Origin of the sequence: Amycolatopsis endophytica (assembly GCF_013410405.1) — a bacterium.
GTDB lineage: Bacteria > Actinomycetota > Actinomycetes > Mycobacteriales > Pseudonocardiaceae > Amycolatopsis_E > Amycolatopsis_E endophytica.
Genome location: NZ_JACCFK010000001.1, coordinates 782,679 through 808,320 on the forward strand (window position 1 = coordinate 782,679; position 25,642 = coordinate 808,320).

General features: G+C 71.5%; 23 protein-coding genes. 7 read left to right on the top strand and 16 right to left on the bottom strand.

Going from position 1 to position 25,642, the window contains the following annotated elements; genetic code table 11:
* Positions 1 to 14: 14 nt before the first annotated feature.
* Positions 15 to 3,230: an ATP-dependent helicase gene (locus HNR02_RS03785; protein WP_218902636.1), complete on the bottom strand. Its 3,216-nt coding sequence runs from the start codon at positions 3,228 to 3,230 to the stop codon at positions 15 to 17.
* Between the two features lie 59 nt (positions 3,231 to 3,289).
* Between HNR02_RS03785 and HNR02_RS03790 the strand changes: the two genes are divergently transcribed.
* Genes HNR02_RS03790 through HNR02_RS03800 form a run of 3 tightly spaced genes read left to right on the top strand, consistent with a single transcriptional unit; the run spans position 3,290 to position 4,654 of the window.
* Entirely contained in the window at positions 3,290 to 3,577 is a 288-nt protein-coding gene (locus HNR02_RS03790; RefSeq protein WP_179771829.1) for an MGMT family protein, read from the top strand.
* A gap of 47 nt (positions 3,578 to 3,624) precedes the next feature.
* Positions 3,625 to 3,942 carry an ArsR/SmtB family transcription factor gene (locus HNR02_RS03795; protein WP_179771830.1) on the top strand — a complete coding sequence of 106 codons (318 nt, stop codon included), beginning with the start codon at positions 3,625 to 3,627 and terminating at the stop codon, positions 3,940 to 3,942.
* 34 nt (positions 3,943 to 3,976) lie between these two features.
* On the top strand, positions 3,977 to 4,654 hold the full coding sequence (locus HNR02_RS03800) for an NAD(P)H-dependent oxidoreductase (RefSeq protein ID WP_179771831.1): 678 nt from the start codon (positions 3,977 to 3,979) through the stop codon (positions 4,652 to 4,654).
* Here the strand turns inward: HNR02_RS03800 and HNR02_RS03805 are convergent.
* Together HNR02_RS03805 and HNR02_RS03810 are read right to left on the bottom strand one after the other, a co-directional pair.
* On the bottom strand, positions 4,614 to 5,429 hold the full coding sequence (locus HNR02_RS03805; protein ID WP_179771832.1) for a uroporphyrinogen-III synthase: 816 nt from the start codon (positions 5,427 to 5,429) through the stop codon (positions 4,614 to 4,616). The two genes, HNR02_RS03800 and HNR02_RS03805, sit on opposite strands and share 41 nt — an antisense overlap.
* Positions 5,422 to 6,384, bottom strand: a complete 963-nt coding sequence (locus tag HNR02_RS03810; RefSeq protein WP_179771833.1) for a helix-turn-helix transcriptional regulator — start codon at positions 6,382 to 6,384, stop codon at positions 5,422 to 5,424. Before HNR02_RS03810 ends, HNR02_RS03805 begins: the two co-directional genes overlap by 8 nt.
* A gap of 61 nt (positions 6,385 to 6,445) precedes the next feature.
* Here HNR02_RS03810 and HNR02_RS03815 point away from each other — a divergent pair, with 61 nt between their 5' ends.
* Together HNR02_RS03815 and HNR02_RS03820 are read left to right on the top strand one after the other, a co-directional pair.
* The gene (locus HNR02_RS03815; protein WP_179771834.1) at positions 6,446 to 6,838 is read left to right on the top strand and encodes a DUF3224 domain-containing protein; all 393 of its coding nucleotides are present in this window, start codon (positions 6,446 to 6,448) and stop codon (positions 6,836 to 6,838) included.
* A complete protein-coding gene (locus tag HNR02_RS03820; protein WP_179771835.1) occupies positions 6,838 to 7,959 on the top strand; it encodes a winged helix DNA-binding domain-containing protein in 1,122 nt (373 codons plus the stop codon). Before HNR02_RS03815 ends, HNR02_RS03820 begins: the two co-directional genes overlap by 1 nt.
* Before the next feature lie 216 nt (positions 7,960 to 8,175).
* On the opposite strand, the gene fabG is transcribed toward HNR02_RS03820, so the two are convergent.
* From fabG to HNR02_RS03875, 11 genes are all read right to left on the bottom strand, one after another.
* On the bottom strand, positions 8,176 to 8,916 hold the full coding sequence (fabG, locus tag HNR02_RS03825) for a 3-oxoacyl-ACP reductase FabG (RefSeq protein WP_218902637.1): 741 nt from the start codon (positions 8,914 to 8,916) through the stop codon (positions 8,176 to 8,178).
* A 43-nt stretch (positions 8,917 to 8,959) separates the two neighbouring features.
* Positions 8,960 to 9,637, bottom strand: a complete 678-nt coding sequence (locus HNR02_RS03830; RefSeq protein WP_179771837.1) for a sirohydrochlorin chelatase — start codon at positions 9,635 to 9,637, stop codon at positions 8,960 to 8,962.
* A complete protein-coding gene (locus HNR02_RS03835) occupies positions 9,634 to 10,746 on the bottom strand; it encodes a uroporphyrinogen-III synthase (RefSeq protein WP_179771838.1) in 1,113 nt (370 codons plus the stop codon). Before HNR02_RS03835 ends, HNR02_RS03830 begins: the two co-directional genes overlap by 4 nt.
* Entirely contained in the window at positions 10,743 to 11,078 is a 336-nt protein-coding gene (gene nirD, locus HNR02_RS03840; RefSeq protein WP_179771839.1) for a nitrite reductase small subunit NirD, read from the bottom strand. The genes HNR02_RS03835 and nirD overlap by 4 nt, the downstream gene beginning before the upstream one ends.
* Entirely contained in the window at positions 11,075 to 13,612 is a 2,538-nt protein-coding gene (gene nirB, locus HNR02_RS03845; RefSeq protein ID WP_179771840.1) for a nitrite reductase large subunit NirB, read from the bottom strand. Before nirB ends, nirD begins: the two co-directional genes overlap by 4 nt.
* Positions 13,613 to 13,625: 13 nt before the next feature.
* Complete coding sequence (locus HNR02_RS03850; protein WP_179771841.1) at positions 13,626 to 14,990, bottom strand: nitrate/nitrite transporter; 1,365 nt, start codon at positions 14,988 to 14,990, stop codon at positions 13,626 to 13,628.
* A 10-nt stretch (positions 14,991 to 15,000) separates the two neighbouring features.
* On the bottom strand, positions 15,001 to 16,443 hold the full coding sequence (locus HNR02_RS03855; RefSeq protein WP_179771842.1) for an FAD-dependent oxidoreductase: 1,443 nt from the start codon (positions 16,441 to 16,443) through the stop codon (positions 15,001 to 15,003).
* Positions 16,440 to 18,452, bottom strand: a complete 2,013-nt coding sequence (locus HNR02_RS03860) for a molybdopterin oxidoreductase family protein (RefSeq protein ID WP_218903387.1) — start codon at positions 18,450 to 18,452, stop codon at positions 16,440 to 16,442. Before HNR02_RS03860 ends, HNR02_RS03855 begins: the two co-directional genes overlap by 4 nt.
* 193 nt (positions 18,453 to 18,645) lie before the next feature.
* On the bottom strand, positions 18,646 to 19,452 hold the full coding sequence (locus tag HNR02_RS03865) for a TIGR02569 family protein (RefSeq protein ID WP_312860893.1): 807 nt from the start codon (positions 19,450 to 19,452) through the stop codon (positions 18,646 to 18,648).
* 152 nt (positions 19,453 to 19,604) lie between these two features.
* A complete protein-coding gene (moeZ, locus tag HNR02_RS03870; protein ID WP_179771844.1) occupies positions 19,605 to 20,783 on the bottom strand; it encodes an adenylyltransferase/sulfurtransferase MoeZ in 1,179 nt (392 codons plus the stop codon).
* Positions 20,784 to 20,898: 115 nt separating this feature from the next.
* A complete protein-coding gene (locus tag HNR02_RS03875) occupies positions 20,899 to 21,537 on the bottom strand; it encodes a TetR/AcrR family transcriptional regulator (RefSeq protein ID WP_179771845.1) in 639 nt (212 codons plus the stop codon).
* Positions 21,538 to 21,621: 84 nt separating this feature from the next.
* Here HNR02_RS03875 and HNR02_RS03880 point away from each other — a divergent pair, with 84 nt between their 5' ends.
* Both HNR02_RS03880 and HNR02_RS03885 read left to right on the top strand, forming a co-directional pair.
* The gene (locus HNR02_RS03880) at positions 21,622 to 22,632 is read left to right on the top strand and encodes an alpha/beta fold hydrolase (RefSeq protein WP_179771846.1); all 1,011 of its coding nucleotides are present in this window, start codon (positions 21,622 to 21,624) and stop codon (positions 22,630 to 22,632) included.
* A gap of 82 nt (positions 22,633 to 22,714) precedes the next feature.
* On the top strand, positions 22,715 to 23,821 hold the full coding sequence (locus HNR02_RS03885) for a DUF3152 domain-containing protein (protein ID WP_312860894.1): 1,107 nt from the start codon (positions 22,715 to 22,717) through the stop codon (positions 23,819 to 23,821).
* Between the two features lie 22 nt (positions 23,822 to 23,843).
* Here the strand turns inward: HNR02_RS03885 and HNR02_RS03890 are convergent, their stop codons facing one another.
* Both HNR02_RS03890 and HNR02_RS03895 read right to left on the bottom strand, forming a co-directional pair.
* A complete protein-coding gene (locus HNR02_RS03890) occupies positions 23,844 to 24,722 on the bottom strand; it encodes an alpha/beta fold hydrolase (RefSeq protein ID WP_179771847.1) in 879 nt (292 codons plus the stop codon).
* Complete coding sequence (locus HNR02_RS03895; protein WP_179771848.1) at positions 24,719 to 25,624, bottom strand: AurF N-oxygenase family protein; 906 nt, start codon at positions 25,622 to 25,624, stop codon at positions 24,719 to 24,721. Before HNR02_RS03895 ends, HNR02_RS03890 begins: the two co-directional genes overlap by 4 nt.
* Positions 25,625 to 25,642: the final 18 nt, after the last annotated feature.

Sequence of the window (25,642 nt, forward strand, 5' to 3'; positions counted from 1 at the left end):
GGCTCCGTCGCGCGTCACGGGCCCGTCACCTGCCTGCCCTCGGGGCGGAGCGGGCAGGAGCCGCGCGCGGGGCAGCGGTCGCAGTCCGGGTTTTCGGTGGCCGTGTAGTCGGGGCCGGTGGCGGAGATGGCGACCTTGCGGACCAGCTCCAGCCATTCGCGGCCACTCTCGTCGTCCAGCGGGGGCTGGTCGCGTTGCGTCGCGCCGGTCTTGTTGTGCGACTTCGACAGGTACACCAGCTTCGCACCGCCGGGACGGGCGCCACTGCCGAAGGCGCCCAGCAACACCGACAGCTGGTAGGCGGCCAGCTGCGGGTTCACCTCGGCGTCCGCGGCGCTCACCGCGGTCTTGCCGGTTTTCAGGTCGACGATCACCGGGCGGCCTTCGCGGTCCTGTTCCAGCCTGTCCACGCGGCCGCGCAGTTTGACCAGCAAGCCATCCGAGCCGACCGGCAGCTCGACCTCGATGTCCTGCTCGATGCCCATCTGCTGGAGCTCGTCACGGCTCGTCGACAGCCACGCCAGGAAGTTGCGCACCATCTGCTCGACGCGGTTGCGTTCCCGGCGGGAGAACCACGGCGCACCCGCGTCGACCTTCGCCCACGCCTCGTCCAGCGCGCGGCGCAGGCCCTCGTCGTCCATGCCGCTCGCCGCGGCCTGCGCCAGCTCGTGCACCAGGGTGCCGGTGATCGCCGCGAGCTGGGCCGGGTCGCTGCCGCCGTGACGCTCGATCAGCCACCGCAGCGGGCACTTCTTCAAGGTGTCCACAGTGGAGGGCGAAATACGGACGACGTCGCCCTCGCCGTACAGCGGTGTGTCCGTCGAGGCGGACATGATGCCGTACCAGGAATCCGGGTCAGCACCCGGAATCCCGGCGCGGGCCAGCCTGGCCAGCTGCCGCGCTGCCCTGGCCCGGCGCGCGGGCTCGACGTCGGGATCGCACACCGCCCGGCGCAGGTCCCCCACCAGTTCGGCCAGTACCAGCGACCGGCCCGGCGGCTTGATCCGGGAGTCCACACCGGACTCGTCCGCGGCGTTCGGCTCCAGGTCGTCGACGAACCGGGACGGCTGCTCGTCCTCTCCGGTCACCGCGCTGACCAGCAACGTCCGCTTCGCCCGGCCCAGTGCGACGTAGAACAGCCGCCGCTCCTCGGCCAGGATCGGCGCCGTCGCCGAGACCGTCTCCTCCTCCAGACCGGACAGCAGGTCCACCAGCCGCTCGACACCGAGCAGTGAACCCCGCAACCGCAGGTCCGGCCAGCTGCCCTCCTGCACGTTCGCCACCGCGACAACCGTCCACTCGCGACCGGCCGCACCGTGTGCCGTCAGCAGCGAAACACCTTCCCCGCGCAGCGCGACCGGCGCGAGGCTGTCGCCCGCGATGTTCTGCGACGACAGGTAGTCCGCGAACGCCGCGACGCTCGCGCGGGGCAACCTGTCGACATAGTTCCCGGCGGCGTGGAACAACGCGACCACCGCGTCCAGATCGCGGTCGGCCTGGGAGCCCAGCGTCCCGCCGCGCGCGGACAGCCGCACCCACCGCCGCTGCAGATCGCTTTCCTGCCACACGTCCCACAGCACCTGCTCGACACCCGCGCCCCGGTCGATCGCCGCGCGCGCGGTCGCGATCAGGCCACCCACCCGGCGGATCGGCGCCGCCTCGGCCTCCGCCAGGCCACCGAGCTTGTCGTTGTCCCGCAACACTTCCACGAGCAGCTCGTCACTGGACCGCTCACCGCCGCCCGCCAGCTCCAGCCGTCGCAGGCCGCGCCGCATCCGGCGCAGCGCCAGCGGATCCGCGCCGCCGAGCGGGGAGGCCAGCAGCATCTCGGCGATCTCGGGATCGAGCAGCTCCGGGTCACCGGCCACCCGCAGCACCGCGAGCAACGGCCGCACCGCGGGCTGGCGGGCCAGCGGCAGCTCCTCGGCCGCCGACGCGATCGGCACCCCCGCCGCGCGCAACGCCCGCTGCAGCACCGGGAACGACCGCCCCGGCGAACGCACCAGCACGGCCATCTCCGACCACGGCACCCCGTCGACGAGGTGCGCGCGGCGCAGCTGGTCGGCGACCCAGCTCGCCTCGGCCGACGGCGTGGGCAGCAACCGGACCTTGACCTCGCCCGGCTCGGTCTCCGGGTCGACGTCGATCGCGCGATGGCGGTTGCGGCCCGGCAGGGTCCCGCCGAGCCGGGTGACCGCCTCGTGCACGGTCAGGCTCATCCGGTGGGACCGGGTCAGCGTGACAGTGCGGCCGCCGTCGGAATCGGCACGGGACAGCAGGCCAGGGTCGGCGCCGCGGAAGGAGAAGATCGCCTGGTCCGGATCGCCGGTCACGACGAAGTCCTCGGCCGCCGTGCCGAGCAGCTTCAGCAGGCGGAACTGCAGGTGGTCCAGGTGCTGGGCGTCGTCGACGAACACGTGCCGGATCCGCGCCTGCTCCCGCGCCAGCAGGTCGGGATCGCCCTCCAGCTCGACGAGCGCGCTCGCGACCAGCTCGGCCGCGTCCAGTGCGGGCGATCCGGGCGCGCCCAGCGCGTTGCCGCCCGCGCCCTGCAGGACGGTGACCTCTTCGTACTGCCGCCAGAACACACCGGCCGCGACCCACTCCGGACGGTCCTTGCGCCGCCCGAGCTTGACCAGGTCCTCCGGCCCGAGCCCGCGCTCGGCGGCACGCAGCAGCAGGTCACGCAGCTCCTCGGCGAATCCGGGCACGGGCAGTGCGGGCCGCAGCTGCTCCGGCCAGCCGAGCGCACCCCCGGCGAGGTCACCGGCCAGCAGCTCGCGGACCACGACGTCCTGCTCCGGGCTCGACAGCAGCCGCGGCGCGGGCAGGTCCTGCAACCCGGCCTGCAACCGCAGCAGCGAAAAGGCGTACGAGTGGACCGTTCGCACGATCGGTTCGCGGATGGTGCGGGGCATCCCGTCGGCGGCGCTGGCGGTGACCCGCCGGGTGATGTCCGCGCGCAGGGCGTTCGCGGCGCGGCGGGACGCGGTGAGTACCAGCAGGCGTTCCGGGTCGGCGCCACCCGCGATGCGGTGGGCGGCCGCGCTGGTGATCAGCGTCGTCTTGCCCGTGCCCGGTCCACCGAGGACCCGCACGAACCCGTGGGGCGCCTCCAGCACCGCCCGCGCACCCTCGTCCCAGTGTTCCGGGCGCGCCTGCGCCGCGGGCGGCCGCACCAGCCGCGCGCCCGCCCGGGACCGGGTGCCCTCTGGACTCACGTCTCGCATGGAATCACGACCCGCCGACAGAACCGGGGACCGGCACACCTTGACGGTAGGTTGGTCACGTGGACGAGGAGCTGCACGAGCGCGTACGCGAGGTGATCGCGACCGTACCGGCCGGCAAAGTCGCGACCTACGGCGACATCGCGGCCATCGCCGGAGCACCCTCGCCGCGGCTGGTCGGCCGGATCCTGTCCGAGGACGGCGAAGACCTGCCGTGGCACCGGATCCTGCGCGCCAACGGCACGCCCGCGCCCCACCTCGTGCACCGGCAACTGGAACTGCTGCGCACCGAGGGCGTCCTGGCGGATGGACACAAGGTCGATCTGCGCACGTATCGCTGGCAGCCCTGACATCGAGATATCGTGGTCTGTCGAAGCAGAAGGCAGAGAGGCGGACCATGATCACGAACACCGACCTGGTCGAGGTCTTCAAGGCGCTCGGCAACCCGGCCCGCCTGCAGATCATGCGGTGGCTACGGGACCCGGAAACCCATTTCGCGGAGTACGAGCCGATCGCGGACCGCGAGGAGGTCGGCGTCTGCGTCACGCACATCCAGGCGAAGTCGGGCCTCGCGCAGTCCACGGTCTCCAGCTACATGAGCACGCTCGAACGGGCGGGCCTCGTGCACCCCACCCGGATCGGCAAGTGGACCCACTACCGGCGCGACGAGGAACAGCTCGCACAGGTGTCGCGGATGATCACCGACACAGTCTGATTGACGTACCGCGATATCTCGATATGATGATGCCATGACAACCGACGCCGCTCCCACCGCTCTGATCGTCCACGCGCATCCGGAACCCCACTCGTTCAGCACCGCCCAGATGACCACCGCGGCACAGGCCCTGCGCGACGCCGGGTACCGGGTGGACGTCCTCGACCTCTACGCCCAGGCGTGGGCCCCGATCCTCGCGCGCGACGAGTTCGCGCCGGTGGAGGGACATTTCAAACCGCAGGCGGAGCAGATGCGCGCGATCGCGGACGGCACGCTCGACGCCGCCGTCCGCGCTCACCTCGACCGGCTGCTGGCCGCCGACCTGCTCGTGCTGTCGTTCCCGATGTGGTGGTTCTCGATGCCCGCCATCCTCAAGGGGTGGGTGGACCGCGTGTTCGTGATGGGCGGCGTCTTCGGCGGCGATCACGGGCTCTTCGACGACGCAGCACTCGCCGGTAAGCGCGCGATGCTGCTGATCACCACCGGAGGGCGCAGCGAGTCGTTCCGGCCCGGCGGCAGCTTCGGGCCGATGGACGACTTCCTGTTCCACATCCGCCGCGGGATGCTGGAGTTCGTCGGTTTCCGGGTGCTCGACCCGGTGGTCACCTACGGGCCCGCGCACCTGTCCGAGCGGGACCGCGCGAAGGCGCTGGAGAAGGTGCGGGAGTCCGTCACCCGCGCGGCGGCCCGAGTTCCGACACCAGCAGCTTGACCAGCGCGCCCAGCCGCTGCCGCTCCGGTTGCAGCGTCGGCACGCCCGCCTCGGTGAACGGGGCGGCGGTCACCGGGCCCACGCACGCGCACACCACGTCCCCGCGCAGCGCGCGCAACAGCTCGTCGTAGGCGCCGCGCTCGCGGGCGAGGTCCAGCATGTTCGCGCTGGCCGGGGCGCTCGTGAAGGCGAGCGCCTGCACCCGGCCGTCGAGCACGCCGGCCAGCAGTTCGTGCGCCGGGTGCAGGTCCGAGGGCCACTCCCAGCGGTAGGGCTGGACCTCGATCAGCCGCGCCCCGGCCGCACGCAGCCGCGACACGTGCTCGGTCAGCGGCGACCCGTGCAGCTGGACCGCCACGCGCGCGCCCACCACACCCGCCTCCAGGAGGTGGCCGAACAGCTCGCGATTGCTCTCCTCCGGCGCGGCCCATTCCTCGGTGAGACCGAGCCCGCGCACCGCGCCCTTGCCTTTCGGGCCGCGGACGAACACCCGCGCCCTGGTCAGCGACGCGAGCAGCGGATCACGCAGCCCCCAGCCCTCGGCGGCCTCCATCCAGCCGCGGAAACCGGCGCCGGTGGTGACCGCGAGGAGGTCCAGCGGCTCGGCCAGCACCTCCTCGGTCGCGGCGCGCAGCCGCTCGTCGCCGGGCAGCGGCACGATGTGGATCAGCGGCGCGTGCCGCACGGTGGCGCCGTTGCGTTCCAGCGCGCCGATGAACTCCTCGGCACGCCGTTCCGCGGTGACGCCGATCGTGATCCCGCTCAGATCACCCATAGAACGCACCCATCCGGTCGATCGCCGCCGCCACCTGGTCGCGGAGGTCGGCGGGTTCGAGCACCCGCAGTTCGGGCCCGAACCGCAGCAGCTCCCCGAGCGCCGGGGCGCCGGGCTCCACCGGTAACTCCACGCGCAACCACCCGTCCTCGTCCGGGACCTCGGTGCACTCCCGCAGCGCGCGGGCACCCACCGCTCCCAGGTAGAACGGTACGAGGTCGCGGCCGAGCGGGGAAAGCCGCACCACGGCCACCCGTGGGTACAGGCGCCGTTCGAACTGCTCCGACCACTCCCGCCAGTAGGCGGTGAGGTCGAAGTCGGGGCGCTCGAAGGGAGCGCCGGGTTCGAGGTCGTGGATCCGCGAGACCCGGTAGGTCCGGTTCGCGCCGTCGCAGCGCGCGGCGAGGTACCAGTTCCCGGCCTTGAGGATCAGCCCGAGCGGCTCCAGGACGCGGTCCGTCTCGCTGCCGTCCCACCGGCGGTACCGCACGGTCACCCGCCGCGAGTCCCACACCGCCTGCGCCACCTCGGCGAGCACCGGCAGGCTTTCGATGCCGCGGAACCAGCCGGGCACGTCGAGCAGGAACCGTTCGGCGACCTTGCCCGCGCGGGTGCGCAGCTCGTCCGGCAGCGCGGCGTAAAGCTTGAGCTGCGCGGCCGTCAGCACCGTGCCCAGGCCCAGTTCGGCGGCCGCGTCCGGCAGCCCGGCCAGCGGCAGCGACTGGGCCTCCTCCCCGGTCAGGCCGGTCAGCCGCGTGCGGTAGCCGTCGAGCAGCCGGTAGCCGCCGGCCCGCCCGCGCTCGGCGTACACCGGCACCCCGGCGGCCGACAGCGAGTCGATGTCCCGGTACACGGTCCGCACCGACACTTCGAGCTCGTCGGCCAGCTCCTCGGCGGTCATCCGGCCACGGCTCTGCAACAGCAGCAGCACCGACAGCAACCTGCTCGCACGCACCGATCCAGTATCTCCGAAAAACCTGACAGAAGATGTCAGGTCAGGATCGCAGACTGGGGGCATGACGAACACTTTCACCATGCGCAGCTGGGACGAGACGGTTGTCAGCGGCCCTGCGGATGGCCCGCGTTACGCTCACGCGCACTGCACGTTCACGTACTCGGGCCTGATCGAGGGCGAGTCGGTGTGCGAGTACCTGCTGTACTACCCGGGCGAGGGTTTCACCGGCAGCGGGCAGACCGCGCCGGGATTCGAGCGGATCGAGGGCAGTGTGGACGGGCGGAAGGGCAGCTTCGTGATCCGGCACGACGTGTCCTACGGCGCGGACGGGGTCCACGGCACGTTCACCGTCGTCGAGGGCTCGGGCACCGGTGAGCTGGCGGGCCTGCGCGGCACCGGCACGATCGGAGGAGCGAGCGAGACGATGAACTACACCTTCGACCACCAACTGTGATGCCCGAGGTCGGCCGCGAGCAGGTGCTCGCCCACCGGATCGCCGCACAGGGCCTGCACCGCGACCGGCCGGACCCGGCCGGGCTCGCGGTGTTCGACCTCGGCCTGCAGAGCACCCAGCGGGACACGGCGGCGATCTCCCTCGCGGCACGCCTGCCCGGCCCGGTCACCGAGGAGTCCATTGTGGAGGACTCGCGGTTCGTGCTGGCGTGGACGCACCGCGGGGCGCCGCATTTCCACCGGGCCGACGGGATCGGCCGGGTCGCCGCGGCGCTGGTCCCGCTCGGCGAGGACGACGCGATGGCGCGGATGCAGTGGCAGCGCAAGCAGGTCGAGGCCGCCGGGATGGGCGCGCTGGACGGGTTGTTCACCGCGGCGAAGGCGTTGCGGAAGGTCGTCACCGGTGTGATGAGCAAGGGCGCGGCGAGCGAGGCGATCACGAAGATCATCCCGGACGGCCTGTCGTACTGGTGCCGGGTTTGCGGGGCGACGCACGTCCTGGAACAGCTCATGCGGCTGGCGGCGATCCACGGCGGCGTGCGTTTGGAGGCGGGCGCGCAGCCCGCGACGCTGGCGCCGCTGGACGGGCGCCCCCGGATGCGGACCACACCGGACCCGGCCGCGGCGGCGTCGGTCGTGCGCGACTACCTGCACCTGCATGGCCCGGCGACGGCGAAGGAGGCGGCGGGGTTCGTCGGCACGACGGTGTCCGTGGTGAAGCGCATATGGCCGGACGAGCTGACCGAGGTCCGGGTGGACGGGCGGAAGGCGTTCCTCCCGGTTCGCGACGTGGCCGCGCTGGAGAACCCGCCGGAGCCGGACGTGGTGCGGTTGCTGCCGCCGTGGGACCCGTTCCTGCAGTCCCGCGACCGGTCCCTGCTGGTGCCGGACCGCGCGCGGCAGAAGGAGGTGTGGCGGATCCTGGGCAATCCGGGCGTGCTGCTCGCCGACGGTGAAGTGGCCGGGGTGTGGCGGTCCAAGGGCAGTGGCCGGAAGCGGCTGGACTTCACGATCACCGCGTTCGACCCGCTGCCGCCCGCCGTCCGCAAGGCCGCGGAGGACGAAGCCGAGCGCGTGGCGAAGACACGCGGGTTCGCCGATCTGCGGGTGAGCTGGGACTGAGTCCTGCTCACAACCAGTCGCCGAAACCGTGGTGGTGGAAGCCGTCGAGGAGGGTGTCGGCCAGGATCGCGCCGCCGACGCCCGCCACGAGCGCCGTCTTCCACCACGGCGTGCTGTACCCCGCGCGTCCCCCGACGTGCCGCCCGGACAGCAGTAGGGCGTCGCGTCGCCGGGGCGCGGTAAGGCGATGAGCGTGAGCTACGAGTGAACCATGAGTCAGCGCAGGGCACTGCCGACGCTGATCCCGCCGTCCACGTCGAGCACGACGCCGGTCACGTACCCGGCCGCCTCGGAGCACAGGAAGGCCGCGGCCTCGGCGATGTCGGCCGGGTCGCCGATATGGCCCACCGGCACCCGCGCGGCGAGCTTCGCGCGGGCCGCGTCGTCCATGGAGGCCAGCATCGGCGTGTCGATCAGCCCGGGCGCGATGGCGTTGGAGGTGACGCCGTGCGCTGCCCCTTCCAGCGCGATGGTGCGTGCCATCCCGACCACTCCGGCCTTCGCGGCGGCGTAGTTGGCCTGCCCGAAGTTGCCGCGCCAGCACATCGACGAGAACGACAGGAGCCGCCCGTACCCGCGCCGCTTCATCTCCGGGAACACGGCCCGGCTGCAGTTGAACATGCCGCGCAGGCTGACGTTCAGCACCGCGTCCCACTCGTCGTCGGTCATGCGCTCCAGGCGGTTGTCCCGGATCACGCCCGCGTTGTTGACCAGCACGTCGATCCGGCCGAACTCGAACATCGCCTCGGCCACCCACGCGCTGACCTGCTCCGCGTCGGACACGTCGACCGCCGAGGCCCGCACGTCGATGCAGTCGGCCGCGGTCTCCTTGACCGCGCCCTCGTTGACGTCGCACAACGCGAGCGACGCGCCCTCGTCGGCGAACCGGTGCGCCATGGCACGGCCGAGCCCCTGCCCGGCGCCGGTGATCAGAACGACCCTGTTCACGTAACGCATCACAAAAACAGAAACTACTGTTTCATCTACCGAACCACAAGGGTCAAGCCGCCACTGCCGGTTCCCGCCGCGCCCGCCGGTACCGCGCCAGCACCAGACCGGCCACGTCCGGGTGCACGCCGAGCGGGTCCGCGACCACGTCGGCACCCGCCTGAAGCACCTTGCGCTGGAACAGCCCCGGCGCGAGCAGCCACGAAGCCACCGCCACCCGGCGCCCGCGCGCCTGCGCCACCGCTTCGGCGATCGTCGGCCGGGCGGTCGCCACGTAACCGGCCCGGACCGGCGTACCCAGCAGATCCGCCAGTTGACCGGCCGCGCACCGGACCTCGGCCAGCGCACGCGGATCACTGGACCCGGCCGCGGCGAGCACCACCGCGTCGCCCTCGCGATAACCCGCCCGGGCGAGCCGGTCACGCATCACGCCGACCAGCTCCGGCGCGGGACCGAACGGATCGGCCAGCAGGGCGTCGCGGTGCTTGCTCGCCGCCATCTGCGCGGGAATGTCGGTCCGCACGTGGTAGCCGGCCGCGAGGAACGCGGGCACGACGACCGCCTGGTGGCCACGTACCGAGTCGAGCACCGTGGTCACGTCGGGCTGCCGGACGTCGGCGTAGGCGACGCGCACCGGCACCGGCGTCTCCGCCCGCACCAGTTCCGCCAGCTCCTCCACCACGCGCGCGCCGTGCGGGTCGCGGGTTCCGTGTGCCGCCAGGACGATCACCGTTCCACCGCCAGCCGGTATCCGCGCTTCACCACGGTCTGCACGAGCTTCCCCTCCCCGAGCGACGTCCGCAGCCGCCCGATCGCGGTTTCCACCGCGTGTTCCTCACCACCGCCGGGCAGTGCTGCCGTCAGCTCGCGCCGCGACACCACCCGGCCCGGCTCACGGGCCAGCGCCCGCAGCACCGCCATCGGCGCCGGCGGCACCTCCCGCAGCTGACCGTCCACAATGACCGCCTGCCCGCGCAGCTCGACCACACAACCAGCTGCGCACAGCCTCGGTGACCGTTCCACCAGCGCCTGCGCCACCGTCCGCGCCAACGCGCCGATCCGCGCCCGCTCCGGTTGCATGGTCGGGATTCCGACCGCGGCCAGCGGCGCCGCCGTGATCGGGCCGACGCACGCGACCAGCACCCGGTGCGTCAGCGCCCCGACCAGCGGCCCGAGACGCCCGGTGCGCCTGGCCATCGCCAGTGTGCTCGCCGCGGCCGGTGCGCTGGTGAACGGCATCGCGTCCACCGAGCCGTCCAGCACGGCATCGATCAGCCGGTCCAGCGGTCCCGGATCGGACGGCCCGACCCAGCGGTAGACCGGCACCTCGATCACCTCGGCGCCCGAGTCCCGCAACGACTCCACGAAATACGGCAGCGGTTCGCCGTGCAGCTGCACCGCGATCCGACATCCCTCCACTCCGGACTCCAGCAGGTGCTGCAACAGTTCGGCGCTGCTCTCCGACGCGGGTGAATAGACCTCCGACAGCCCGGCCGCGCGGATCGCCCCGCGTGCCTTCGGGCCGCGGGCCAGCAGCGACGCCTTGTCCAGGCAGCCGACCAGCTCCTCGCCCAGCCCCCAGCCCTCCGCGGCCTCGACCCAGCCGCGGAACCCGATCCCGGTGGTCGCGACCACGATGTCGGCCGGCTCCGCCAGCATCCGCACCGTCGCGGCGTGCAGTTCGGTGTCGTCGGCCAGCGGCACGATCCGGATGGCGGGCCCGTACCGCACGGTCGCGCCCTTGCGCACCAGGAGCGCACCGAGCTCGTCCGCCCGGCGCGCGGCGGTGATGCCCACCGCGAAGCCGGCCAGCGGATGGGTCGGCGCGGGGTCGGTCATGGCTGGAGGTACACCATGCCCTCGACCACGCTCACCGGATACGTGCGCACGGCCACCGTCTCGTCCTCCAGTGAGTGGCCGGTGGCCAGCTCGAACCGGTGCTTGAGCATCGGCGACGCGACGTACGGCACACCACGGACGTCACCGATGATCCCGCGCGACAGCACCGCTGCCCTGGTGAACGGATCCACATTGGACAGGGCGTAGACGTCACCGCCCACGGTCCGGAACACCGCCACCTGCCGCCCGTCCGGCAGCAGCGCGGCGGCCCCGCGCCCCGGAACCAGGCGGTCGACCGGGCAGATCTCCACCACCGTCTGCACAGCCGTCATCGCGACACCACCTCCGGAACACCCAGCAGGACGGGAACTTTCTGGTCCCGCTCCGCGCGGAACGAAATCGTCGGATCGGGCGTGCCCGGCGCGTTGACGAACGAGGTGAACCGGGCGAGTTTCTCCGGGTCCTCGATCACGCCGCGCCACTCGTCGGCGTAGTTCTCCACGTGCTTGGCCATCGCGGCGTCCAGCTCGTCGCGGATGCCGAGCTTGTCGTCGACGATCACCGCACGCAGGTGGTCGAGCCCGCCGTCCATCTCCTCGATCCACGGCGCGGTGCGCTGCAGCCGGCCGGCGGTGCGCACGTAGAACATCAGGAACCGGTCGATGTAGGCGATCAGCGTGTCCTTGTCCAGATCGGACGCCAGCAGTTCGGCGTGCCGCGGGAGAGCTCCGCCGTTGCCGCCGACGTAGAGGTTCCAGCCCTTCTCGGTCGCGATCACGCCGAAGTCCTTGCCACGGGCCTCCGCGCACTCGCGGGCGCAGCCGGAGACGCCGGACTTGAGCTTGTGCGGTGACCGCAGACCCCGGTAGCGCAGCTCCAGCTCCACGGCCAGCCCGACGCTGTCCTGCACGCCGTAGCGGCACCACGTCGACCCGACGCACGATTTGACCGTGCGCAACGACTTGCCGTACGCGTGCCCGGACTCCATCCCGGCGTCCACCAGCCGCTTCCAGATGTGCGGCAGCTGGTCCACGGTCGCGCCGAACAGGTCGATCCGCTGCCCGCCGGTGATCTTGGTGTAGAGGCCGAAGTCCTCGGCCACCTCGGCGATCACTTTCAGCTTCGCCGGGGTGATCTCGCCGCCGGGAATCCGCGGCACGACCGAGTAGGTGCCGTTGCGCTGCATGTTCGCCAGGAAGTGGTCGTTGGTGTCCTGCAGCGTGGCCTGTTCGCCGGCCAGGACGTGACCGCCGTCGCGGTCGGTCGTGTCCAGGGTCGCCAGGATGGAGGCCACCGCGGGCTTGCAGATCTCGCATCCGGAGCCGGTGCCGTGCTTGGCGATCAGCTCGCCGAACGTGGTCAGACGGGTGGCGCTGATGATCTGGAACAGCTCCTGGCGCGAGTGGGTGAAGTGCTCGCACAACGCCTTCGACTGCTCGACACCGCACGCGTCCAGCAGCTTCGCCAGCATCGGCACACACGAACCGCACGTCGTGCCCGCCTTGGTGCAGCCCTTGATCTTCGCGACGCTGTCGCAGCCCTCGTCGTGGATCGCACCGGTGATGGTGCCCTTGCTGACCGCGTTGCAGGAACAGATCTGCGCCTCGTCCGGCAGCGCGTCAACCCCCACCGCACCGGAGCCTTCGGGCGCGAGCATCGCGGCGGGATCGGCCGGAAGCGGGCTGCCGACGAGCGGGCGGAGCAGGTTGTACGCGCTCGCGTCGCCGACCAGGACACCACCGAGGAGCAAGCGCCTACCGTCCTGTTCGGCGGACACGACGAGCTTCTTGTAGTACCCGCCGACCGCGTCCGAGAGCACCACTTCGACGGCGTTCTCGGTGGTCGCGTGGGCGTCGCCGAAACTGGCCACGTCCACACCCATCAACTTGAGCTTCGTGGACAGGTCGGCGCCGGGGAACTCGCCGGTGCGGCCGAGCAACCGCGCGGCGACGATCTCGGCCATCGTGTAGCCGGGCGCGACCAGGCCGTAGCAGCGGCCCTCGACCGCGGCGCACTCGCCGATGGCCCAGATGTCCGGATCGCTGGTGCGGCAGGCGAGGTCGGTGACGATGCCGCCGCGCTCCCCGACCTCCAGACCGGACTGACGGGCCAGATCGTCGCGCGGCCGGACACCAGCGGAGAACACGACCAGGTCCAGGTCCAGTTCGGTGCCATTGGTCAACTTGGTGAACAGCCGGTCGCCATCCTGCGCGATCCTCTCCGCCGACGTCGAGGTGTGAACGGTCAGGTCGAGGTCGGTGACCAGCTCGCGCAGCAGGCTGCCGCCGCCGTCGTCGACCTGGATCGGCATCAGCCGCGGCGCCATCTCGACCACATGCGGCGACAAGCCCATGTCCCGCAGCGCCTTCGCGGCCTCCAGGCCCAGCAGGCCACCACCGACGACCATCGCCGCGGCCCGGCCCCGCTTCGTCGCCTTCGCGTGCTCGACCGCCGCCCGGATCGCGTCCAGGTCCTCGATCGTGCGGTAGACGAAGCAGCCCGGCAGGTCATGCCCTGGCACCGGCGGCACGAACGGGCGCGAACCGGTGGCGAGCACGAGTGCGTCGTAGGACTGCACATGCCCGGAAGCGGTGGTGACCGTCCGTGCCGCGCGGTCGACACCCGTCACCGGGTCGCCCAGCCGAAGCTCGACCTGGTCGTCACCCGCGTAGTCCGAACCGGACAGCGTGAGCGCGGCGACGTCCCAGCCGTCCACATAGGAGGTCAGGGCCACCCGGTCGTAGGCCGGGTGCGGCTCCTCGGCCAGCACGACCACGCGCCAGTCGTCGGCGGTGTCCTCGTCCCGCAGCGCCTCCACCAGACGGTGGCCCACCATCCCGTTCCCGACGACCACGAGTGTGCGCATTCTCCAACCCCCTTCAGACCCGCGCACCGGCGAGTGCCAGCCCGCGCTCACTCACCGGGGCGTCCGACTTGCGGAGGTAGACCGCCCAGGTGACCACGAAGCAGATCCCGTAGAAGGCGAGGAACCCGGCGAACGCGGGCACCCCGCTCCCGGTGTCCAGGAACGACTGGCGGAACGCCAGGTTGATGAACAGCCCGCCCAGCGCACCGAACGCACCGGCCAGCCCGATCAGCGCGCCCGAACGCTTGCGGGCCCTGAGGAGTTCGGCCTCCTCGTCGGCGCCTGCGGCGATCGCCGCCCTGGCCTTGGTGCGGAAGATGGCCGGGATGCTCTTGTAGGTGGAGCCGTTGCCGACGCCGGTCAGGACGAACAACACGATGAAGGCAACGGTGAACAGGGCGAGCGACTGGGTGTTCGACGCGATGACCAGGATCGCGGTCATCACGGCCATGCTCACGAACGTCCAGAAGGTGACCCGCGCGCCGCCGATCCGGTCGGCCAGCCGTCCGCCCGCGGGCCGGGACAGCGAACCGAGCAGCGGGCCGAGGAAGGTGACCGCGGCGGCCTGCAGCGGGGTGCGGCCGAACTGGTTCTGCAGCACCAGGCCGAAGGCGAAGCTGTAGCCGATGAACGACCCGAACGTGCCGATGTAGAGGAACGACATCACCCAGGTGTGGGCGTCGCCGAGGATTTCCCGCATCGCCTTCTGGTCGTTGCGCACGGAGGCGAGGTTGTCCATGTACAGCGCGGAACACAGCGCGGCGATGACGATCAGCGGGAGGTAGACGTAGAGGATGATGCGTGGCGCGGTGGTGCCCGCGGTCGCGATGATCAGCAGGCCGACCAGCTGGATCACGGCGACGCCGAGGTTGCCGCCGCCCGCGTTGAGGCCCAGCGCCATACCCTTGGCCCGTTCCGGGAAGAACGTGTTGATGTTGGTCATGGACGAGGCGAAGTTGCCGCCGCCGACGCCACCGAGCGCGGCGACCAGCAGGAACGCCCACAGCGGGGTGCCCGGCTCCATCACGATCGCCGCGCCGACGCTGGGGATCAGCAGCAGGCTCGCGCTGATGACCGTCCAGTTGCGACCGCCGAAGCGGGCCACCGCCCAGCTGTACGGCAGCCGCGCCAGCGCGCCGACGAGTGTCGGGGTGGAGGTCAGCAGGAACTTGTCGGCGGCCGAGAACCCGTACTGCGGGCCCATGAACAGGACCATGACCGACCACAGTGTCCAGATGGAGAACCCGATGTGCTCGGAGAAGATCGAGAACCACAGGTTGCGGTGGGCGATCTTCTTCCCGGTCGATGCCCAGAACGACTCGTTCTCGGGCTCCCAGCGCTCGATCCAGTGCCTGCGCGCGGTGGTGGTCGTTGTCAATGTGGTCTCCCTAAGCGGTGGTGGCGAGCCAGTCGGCGATGCCGCGGACGGCGTCGCGGCAGCTGCCACATCCGGTTGTCGCTCTGGTCACGGACGCGAGTTCGGTGACGTCGGTGGCACCGGCGCGGAACGCCTCGACCAGGCGTCCCTTCGTCACGGAGTTGCACCGGCAGACGACGGCGGCCGCCGGGAGGTCGGCGGGGCTCGACGCGGCGGTCGCCCCGCCCGGCAGCGCGCGTCCGAGCAGGACGGCGAGCCGGTCCTGGGGGACCGGGGTGCCCCGGTCGAACAGGTGCGTGATGTTCGCTGCGGCGTCCGGCGCGCCGAGCAGGATCGCCCCGGCCACGCGCTCTTCACGCACGATGAGCTTCGCGTAGCGACCGCGGGACGGGTCGTCGAGGCACACGACCTCGGCGTCCGGGTCGGTGGCGTCGGTGTGCACGTCGCCGAGCGCGGTGAGGTCGATGCCGCGGGCCTTGAGCTTGGTGATGACCCGCGTGCCGCGGTAGCGCGACGACACGTCGGCGCCGGTCAGCAGATCGGCCAGCACCTGTGCCTGCTGCCAGGCCGGTTCGACCAGCCCGGACGCCGTGCCGGGGTGCTGCGCGCAGTCGCCGATCGCGTGGATGCGGCCGTCGCTGGTGCGCAGCGCGTCGTCGACCACGACGCCGCGGTCGACCTCCAGCCCGGCGTCCGCGGCGAGCCCGGTCTCGGCCCGCACCCCGGTGCTGACCACGACGAGGTCGGCGTGCACCTTGCTGCCGTCGTCGAGCTTGAGCCCGTCACCGGGCAGGTAACGGGCCGCGCCCGCGCCGAGCCGGAAATCGATGCCCAGCTCACCCAGCACGCGGGCCAGCACCCGGCCCGCACCGGGATCGAGCTGGCGTTCCATCACGTGGCCGACCGGGTGCACGACGGTGACGAGGTTCCCGCGCCCGGCCAAGCCGCGGGCCGCCTCCAGGCCGAGCAGGCCACCGCCGAGCACCGCGACCGGGGCACCGGCCTCGGCGGCTTCGAGGATGCGGTCACAGTCGTCGAGGGTGCGGAAGGTGAGCACACCGGGCGCCGGGGATCCGTCATCCTGCGTGAGTCCTTCGACCGGCGGCATCCACGGTTTGCTGCCGGTGGCCAGCACCAGCGCGTCGTAGTCCACAGTGGATCCGTCGGTGAGCCGGACCCGCCGCATGGTGCGGTCGATGTGCTCGGCGCCGACGTCCGTGCGCAGGTCGACGTGATGCCGCGCGGCCCAGTCCGCGTCGTGCAGCCGGACCGTCTCGGGGCGCATCGTGCCCGCCACGACGGCGGAGAGCAGGACGCGGTTGTACGCGGCATGCGGCTCCTCGCCGATGACGGTCAGCGAGACGCGCGTGCCTTCCGGATCGCGCGCCCGGATCTCGTCGGCGAGGCGGGCCCCCGCCATGCCGTAGCCCAGCACCACCACCCTGCGGGTCATACCGCACCGTCCTCCGTGGTCAACCGGACCGCGCACACCTTGAACTCGGGCATGCGGCTCGCCGGGTCCAGGGCCGGGTTGGTGAGCAGGTTCGCGCGCTGCGCACCGGGGAAGTGGAACGGCAGGAACACCGTGTCCGGCCGCATCGAGGCGACGCAACGCACCCGCGCGGTGGTCTCCCCGCGCCGCGAGACCACCCGCGCCCAGTCCCCGTGCGCCAGGCCGCTGCGGGCGGCGGTGTCCGGGTGGACCTCGACGTAGACCTCCGGCACGAGCGCGTTCAGCTCGTCGGTGCGGCGGGTCTGCGCGCCGGACTGGTAGTGCTGCAGAACCCGGCCGGTGGTCGCGATCAGCGGGTATTCGTCGTCGACGGGCTCGGCCGGGCCGCGGTGCTCGACCGGGACGAACCGGGCGCGGCCGTCGGCGTGGGCGAAGGAGTCCAGGAACATCCGCGGCGTTCCGGCGTGCCCGGTGCCGGTCACCGGCCAGTACAGCGCCTCACCCTCGTGCAGCCGGCCGTAGGTGACACCGGAGTAGTCCGCGAGACCGCCCCGCGACGCCTCACGCAGTTCGGTGAACACGATCTCGGCGTCGATCGGGAAGCGTTCGGCGGGCTGACCCAGGCGCTGCGCCAGTCCATTGAGGACTTCCAGATCGGTGCGCACCCCGTCCGGAGCGTCGATGGCCTTGCGGCGCAGCAGGATCCGGCCTTCGAGGTTGGTCATCGTGCCGCTCTCCTCGGCCCACTGCGTGACCGGGAGGACGACGTCGGCCATCGCGGCGGTCTCCGACAGCACGAAGTCCGCGACGACGAGCAGGTCCAGGCTCTTGAGGCGTTCCGCGACGTGCGCCGAACGGGGCCCGGAGACGACGACGTTGCTGCCGAAGACGAGCATCGCCTTCGGACCGGACTCGGTGCCCAACGCGTCGAGGAGCTCGTACGCGGAGCGGCCCGGACCGGGCAGGCTCGCCGGGTCGACACCCCACACACGCGCGACGTGCTCGCGCGCGGCCGGGTCGTCGATCTTGCGGTAACCGGGCAACTGGTCGGCCTTCTGACCGTGCTCGCGGCCACCCTGCCCGTTGCCCTGCCCGGTGAGGCAGCCGTACCCGGAACCCGCGCGACCCGGCAGGCCCAGCGCGAGGGCCAGGTTGATCCACGCGCTGACGGTGTCCGAGCCGCTCGCGTGCTGCTCAGTGCCGCGCGCGGTGAGGATGTAGGCGCTGCGGGCCTTCGCCAGCAGCGTCGCCACGCGACGCTGGTCCGCCGCGGCGACGCCGGTGATCCGTTCGACGCGCTCGGGCCACCAGCGGGCGACAATCTGCCACACGGCCTCGAAACCGCGGGTCCGGCGGTCCACATAGGACATCGCGGCCAGACCGTCGGCGACCAGTGCGTGCAGGATTCCCAGCGCCAGCGCGAGATCCGTGCCCGGCGCGGGCGCCAGATGCAGGCGCGCCTGCTCCGCGGTCGGCGTGCGCCGCGGGTCCACCACGACCAGCCCGCCGGAGTCGATGGCCTTGCGCAGGTGCTGCATGAACGGCGGCATCGTCTCGGCCGGGTTGGCGCCGACCAGCAGCACCGCGTCGGCGTCACCGACGTCGGTCAGCGGGAACGGCAGGCCGCGGTCGAGGCCGAACGCCCTGTTCCCGGCGGCGGCCGCGGACGACATGCAGAACCGTCCGTTGTAGTCGATCTGCGACGTGCCCAGGGCGACGCGTGCGAACTTGCCCAGCAGGTAGCTCTTTTCGTTGGTCAGGCCGCCGCCACCGAAGACGGCGACCCCGTCGCGGCCGTGCCCGGCCTGCACCTCGGTGATGCGCCGGGCGATCAGGTCGAGCGCGTCGTCCCAGGTCGCGGGCACCAGTTCGCCCTCGACCCGGACCAGCGGCGTGGTCAGGCGAGCCGGGGTGGTGAGCAGGCTGCCCGAAGTCCAGCCCTTCTGGCACAGGCCCCCGCCGTTGGCGGGGAACTCGCGGGGTGCGACAGCGGTGCCGGACAGGCTCATCCCGCACTGCAGGGCGCAGTAGGGACAGTGGGTGGCCACGGTGACCTGCGGTTCTGCCGTGAGCGTCACGCGCACCTCCTTCCGTCGTGGGGATGACGGTAGGAACGGCGTGTTACCTGGAAACGCCCGAATGTTTCAGGCGTTTGACATTGCTACGGCGTTTCGGGCGATGCCCGGTGAGAAGTGATGCGCGCTACAGGATCTCGCTGACAGCGGCGGCCGCGGCACGGAGACCGTCGAGAGAAGCGGCGGTGGCGCGCGGGTTGAGGGCGTTGCCCGCGAGGCGGAACAGCACGGCACGCAGCAGGAGCTGGGGCCACTGCGGCAGATGGGACCAGCGCTCGAAGAACTCCGGCGGAGCGTCACCCCAGGCGACGGCGTCCACGGCGGCGACCGCGGCGCCCCATTCCGCGGGCCGGTGGAACGGATCGAAGTCGACGATGCCCGGCGCCGCGTCTTCGTCGAACAGCACCGCGCCGAACAGGTCACCGGGCACGACCTGGTCCGGCAGGTCCACGGGTCTTCGCGCGACGGCGAGGACTTCGAACCAGCGCCCGCCCTTGGCCTCGTCGACCGGCACGTCCACGTCACCCCAGGCGACGCGGTCGGCGAGCGCGTCCGGGTCGGTGCGGCGGGCGAGGTACTTCGGCGGCGGCACCCCGTCGAGCGCGTGCGCGAGCTTGAGCGCGGCGAGCATGATCTCGTCGTGCCGGTGCTCGGGAGTGCCGGAGAGGAACCGGCGAGCCGACCAGCCCCCGACGATCCAGCGGCCGTCCCGCGACCGCAGCGGACGCGCGATACGCAGGTCCGGGACGTCGAGCGCGTGCAGGGTGCCGGCGATCCAGAGCGCCTTCGGCCTGTCCTCGACCGGGGTCAGCACCACGTCTCCACAACGGTGCACCCGCCCGCCCGCCAGCGGCTCCGGTTCGAGCCCGCTGAGCCCGAACGCCATCAACACCGCGCCCGGCGGGCTGTGACGGGCTCTCGGACCTGCGGACACGCGCTGAGATTACCCCGAGCGTCCGACCTTTTTCCGGCGTTCAAGCAGCCGGTTCCGCGCGCGGTGTCCGGTGTTCGGTGCCGACCGAACACCGGACAGCAGAAAGGCCCGCCGCGACCACAACCGCGACGGGCCTTCCCCGCGAAACCTGCTCAGTAGGTCGGCAGGCTCTTGTCGATCTGGTTGGCCCAGGCCAGCACGCCGCCACCGAGGTGGGTGGCGTCCTTGAAGCCAGCCCGGTGCAGCGCCGCGAGCGCCTCGGCCGAACGGGCACCCGACTTGCAGTGCAGCACGATCGGCTTGTCCTGGGGCAGCTCCGCCAGCGCTTCGCCGGACAGGATGCGGTCCTTGGGGATCAGCTTGGCGCCCTTGATGTTCACGATTTCGTACTCGTGCGGCTCGCGGACGTCGATGAGCGCGAAGTCCTCACCCGCGTCGAACTTGGCCTTCAGCTCCGCCGGGGTGATGGTGCTGCCCGACGCGGCCTGCTGGGCCTCGTCCGAGACGACACCGCAGAACGCCTCGTAGTCGATCAGCTCGGTGATCTTCGGCGTCTCCGGATCCTTGCGGATCTTGACCTCGCGGTAGCGCATCTCCAGCGCGTCATAGGAGATGAGACGGCCCAGCAGCGGCTCACCGATGCCGGTGAGCAGCTTGATCGCCTCGGTCACCATGATCGAGCCGATCGAGGCGCACAGCACGCCCAGCACGCCACCCTCGGCGCACGAGGGGACCATGCCCGGGGGCGGCGGCTCGGGGTAGAGGTCGCGGTAGTTGAGGCCCTGGCCGTTCGGCGCGTCCTCCCAGAACACGCTGACCTGGCCCTCGAACCGGAAGATCGAACCCCACACGTACGGCTTGCCCAGCAGCACGGCGGCGTCGTTGACCAGGTAGCGGGTCGCGAAGTTGTCCGTGCCGTCCAGGATCAGGTCGTAGCCGCGGAAGACGTCGAGCGCGTTCTCGGTCGTCAGCTGCTCGGTGTGCAGGATGACGTCGACGAACGGGTTGATCTCGGCGATCGACTCCTTGGCCGAGACGGCCTTGGGCTTGCCGACGTCGGACACGCCGTGGATGACCTGGCGCTGCAGGTTCGACTCGTCGACCACGTCGAAATCGATGACACCGAGCGTGCCGACACCCGCGGCGGCCAGGTACAGCAGCGCGGGGCTACCGAGGCCACCCGCGCCGATCACCAGGACCTTCGCGTTCTTCAGCCGCTTCTGCCCCACCATCCCGACATCCGGGATGATCAGGTGCCGACTGTAGCGGGCCACCTCTTCCTTGGTGAGTTCGGCCGCCGGCTCCACGAGCGGCGGCAGTGTCCCTGCCATCGGTCCTCCAAAGATCGCGGCTGTTCAGTGTCGCACCCCCAAGTATCCACAACACGCAGCGCGACGGGACTCTTCCCGCCGTCCCACGATCTGGACGCCGGGTCGCTTCCCGGAGTCAGCCTGCCTCGGGGGCGTGCTGGAGGGGAAAGCCACCGCCGATGCCGCGCCAGGCGAGCGTGGCCGTCAGGCCCACGGCCTCTTCACGGCTCATCGTGCTGTGGTGCGCCAGCCAGAACCGGGCGCTGACCTGGCTCAACCCGACCAGCCCGACCGCCAGCAGGCGCGCGCGGCCCTCGTCGAGGCCCGCGTCGGCGGTGATGGTGTCGGTGATCGCGTCGACGCACTCGGTGGTCGCGCGGTCGACGGCCTCCTGCACGACGGGCTCGCCGCGCAGGTCGGACTCGAAGATCATCCGGAAGGCGCCGGTCTCACTGGCGACGAAGTCGAAGAAGGCGCCGACGGCGGCACGCACGCGCAGCTTGTTGTCCGTGGTCGATTCGAGCGCCTCGCGCACCCGGCCGACCAGCTCGTCGACGTGGTTCTCCAGCAGCGCGGTGTAGAGGTCGAGCTTGCCGGGGAAGTGCTGGTACAGCACCGGCTTGCTGACGCCTGCCTGTTCGGCGATCTCGTCCATGGCCGCCGCGTGGTACCCGTTGGCCGAGAAGACGCGCTGCGCCGCGGCCAGAAGCTGGGCACGCCGTTCGGTCCGGGGTAGCCGGACTCCCCGCTGCCCTGCTGCCGCAGTCTCCGTCATGCTTTCCTCCCAAAGAACCCGTTTGAGATTACTCGCCGGTATCGCCGAGTCGCCAAGGGACGGGTCGGTAGGCATCCTGAAACCATGACCGACACCGTCCCGGATTCCCGGCGGGCCCCGGATGCCGGGGCGCCCCGGGTGCCCGTCACGCACGTACCGCTGTCCACTCGTGAGCTACCCGAGCTGGACCCGAAACTCCCGCCGTGGCCGGGCGAAACCGAGGACGTCGGCGGCGTGTCGCTGCACGTGCGCCGCACACCGGGCGCCGAAGCCGAGACCGTGCTCTACGTGCACGGCCTGGGCGGATCGTCGACGAACTGGACCGATCTGTCCGCGCTGCTCGCGCCGAGCGCCGGTGGCGCCGCGATCGACCTGCCCGGGTTCGGGTTCTCCGAGCCGGAGCACGCCTTCGATTTCAGCCTCGACGCGCACGCCGAGGTCGTGCGGAAGTTCGCCGACGGCCTCGGGGCCGGGCCGGTGCACCTCGTCGGCAACTCGATGGGCGGCGCGGTCTCGCTGCTCGTCGCGGCACGGCACCCCGAACTGGTGCGCACGTTGACGTTGATCTCGCCCGCGATGCCCGATCGACGGCCCGACCCGCGGCGGCTGTCCGATCCGCTGATGGCGCTGGCGTACCTGCCGCTGCTCGGCCGCAAGGCGCGCCGCAGGCTGGCCGCCTACACCGCCCGTGAGCGCGCGCAGCAGGTCATCAAGCTGTGCTTCGCCGACCCCGGCTCGTTCCCGGAACACCGGATGGCCGAGCTGGTGGAGGAGCACTCCGCGCGGGCCGAGCTGGCGTGGGCGGGCTCGGCGATGTCGCGCAGCACGTTCGGGATCTTCCGGACCTGGTTCGCGCGCGGGGCCGCGTCGCTGTGGCGGGTGGCGCCGAACGTGACGGTTCCCACGCTCGTGGTGTGGGGCACGGAGGACAAGGTGATCTCGGTCCGCCGCGCGACCCGGACGGCGAAGCTGCTGCCGCGGGGGCGGTTGCTCGTGCTTCCGAGGACCGGGCACGTGGCGCAGATGGAACGCCCGGTTGTCGTAGCCAAGGCGATTTTGGGTATGTGGGAGGAAGTGGCGGCCGGTTCGTGGTAGCCCGTTCGAGTTACGCGAAGATCAGAGCGTGACGGTTTGGTCGCGCGTTGCGTAGCTCTGCGCATGTGGCAGTCTGGACGCCGTGAACGGGGCGAGTGGCGGCGATCGTGGCGAGGGGAAGCGGACGCAGTACGCGCCTTCCTCCAGCCGGTCGTCGGTGCGCGTGAGCGAGGACCGCTACCGCCCGCGCTCCCGCCGCGCGCAGGGCGAGCCGCTGGCCGCGTCGTGGAAACCGCCGCAGGCGCAGCTCGAACAGGATCCCCGGCAGGCCCGCGAGGCGCGCCGCCGCCGCGGCAAGGTGCGCCGCCTCGTCGGCACGTACGGCTGGCGGGTGTACGCGCTCCCGGTGCTCCTCGTGATCACGGTGCTGGTCGCGGTCAACGTGACGGGTGAAGCGCCGCCGTCGCCGACGAACTCGTCGCAGGCCAGCGACGGTGTGGGGGTCGAGGACCCCGGGCCGGAGGAACAGCCCGCCCTGCCGCGCGATCTGAACATCCCCACCGCCGAGCTGCCTGCCGGCGGTGATTTCACGCAGAGCGGCACGATGGCCTACCACGTGGTGCCGGTGCCCGACGACGGCGTGAGCGGCAAGGAGGTCGGCACCGGCGCCACCGAGTACCACTACACGATCGAGGTCGAAAACGGCATCGACGCGTCCAGCTACGCCGGTGACGACGCGTTCGCGAGCGCCGTCGAAAAGACCCTGTCGGACGTGCGCAGCTGGATCGGCACCGGCCAGGTCAAGCTGCAGCGCGTCGGCGCGGACGCACCGGACATCGACTTCCGCGTGAGCCTCACCACGCCGGACACCGCGAAACGGCCGGACGTGTGCGGGTTCGACATCCAGTTCCCGACGTCCTGCTACTCGCGGTCGTTCGACCACCGCGTGGTGATCAACCTGTCCCGCTGGGTCCGCGGCGCGCTCGCGTTCACCGACCTGGGGCTGTACCGCCAGTACGCGATCAACCACGAGGTCGGGCACGCGCTGGGCAACAGCCACGTGGGCTGCCAGGAGAACGGCGCGCTGGCGCCCGTGATGATGCAGCAGACCTTCGGGGTGTCCAACGACTACGTGGCCCAGCTGAACGCGGTCGACAAGTACAACTCGAAGGCCGTTCCGGCGGACGGGAAGACGTGCGTCCCCAACGCCTGGCCGGTCCTGCAGTTCGGCGACAAGGCCCCGAATTAGCCCGTCATCGCGCTCCGGCGGGCTACGAAACCAGTCGCCCCAACCGCGCCGCCACCGCGCGGGTCCGTTCGTAGGTCAGTTCGTGACCGGCGCCGGGGAAGAGCACGTACTCCGCCGACGGCAGCTCCTCGGCGATCACGCGCGCGTGGTGCACGGGCGTGATCCGGTCCCGCTCCCCCACCAGCACGACGACCGGCTTGTCCCGCAGCGTCGCCAGGGCCTTGCGGCGGTCGTGGCCGGACATCGAGTCGCGGAAGCCGCCGACGCTGCGCGGGTGCGCCCGCAGGAACTGCGCCGTCATCGCCCGCACGTCGGCCCGCGCGACCTTCTTCCCGAACGCCAGCCACTTGACCGACGGCCGGGCCAGCGGCGCCGGGATGGGCACGTGCTCGGCGCCCCACCGGTTCAGCAGCCGTCCGAACGTCTTGTCGACCCGCGCCGCCACGCGCCCGGCCCGCCCGTTGAGGCCCAGCGTGAGCCGGTCCATGTCGCAGGACGACGTGGCGATGAACGCGACCCCGCGCACGCGCGCGGCGACCAGTTCCGGGTGCCGCTCGGCCAGCGCCATCACCGTCATTCCGCCCATCGAGTGACCGGCGAGGACCAGTTCACCCTCCGGCGCCAGCTCCGCGATCAGCTCGGCGAGGTCGTCCGCGAGCTGTGCGACCGTCGCCGTGCCGGGGCGGGCAGGCTCGGACCAGCCGTGGCCGCGGTGGTCGTAGCGCACCACCCGGATGCCGGTCGGCAGCAGCGGCAGAACGGGATCCCACTCCAGGTGGTCCTGTGTCCACGCGTGCACCAGGACCAGGGTCACCGCGGCGTCGCGCGGGCCGGAAACGTCGACGTGCAGCGCGGTACCGTCGCTCGTGGTGAACCCGGCCCGCCGGATCGTGGCCGTCACCGGGCCCCCAGCAGGAACGACTTGCGCCACCAGTACGTGCCCGGCTGCCCGACCAGCCCGGCCTCGTCCAGGAACGCCATGATCCGCTCACCGGACCAGCGCAGCGTTTCGTGCCAGTTCGGGTTGGCCAGCGCGGTTTCGAACGCTTCCCGCGGGTTGAGACCGACGGCCTTGTAGACGCGCGGGTTGATGAGGCTGCGCGTGATCGCGAAGCTGACGATCGCGATGAGCCAGCGCTGGTAGAGCAGTTCGGGCTTGGACAGCTTCGCCATGCCGCGCGTGACCTCCTCGCGCGCGAAGGTCACGTGCCGCGCCTCTTCGAGCACGTGGATACGGTTGACCATGCGCACGAGCGGCTGGATGTTCTCGTCGGCCATGCTCTCGCGCTGGATGCGGTCGAGGATCTCCTCCGCGACGAGGATCGAGCCGTACAGCGCCGGGCCGTAGCCGATGAACGGCAGCAGCTTGCCCAGCCGGTGCACGATCTTGACCGGACCGTAGGCGGGTGCGCCGACCGTTTCGACCGAGCGCGCGAACATCGTCGAGTGGCGGCATTCGTCGGCGATCTCGGTGAGCGCGTACTGGACGTGCCGGGACGTCGGGTCGGAGTTGTAGACCTCCTTGAGCAGCAGCTGCATCAGCAGCACCTCGAAGAAGATGCCGTTGCTGGCGATGCTGGCGAGCTCGTGCCTGCCCAGCTCGATGCGCTGCTCTTCGGTGAGCCGGTCCCACAGGTGCGTGCCGTAGAGCGAGCTGCGGTGCTCCAGCTGGAACGGCTTGCCCTCGTCCAGCGGGGCGCCCCAGTCGATGTCGACCTCGGGGTCGTAGAACTTGTTCGCCGAGGATTTCAGCAACCGCTCCGCGGTCTTCTCCCGGCCGTGGTCGTCCAGCGTTCGCGTCATCGCGTGCTCCCCACTGAT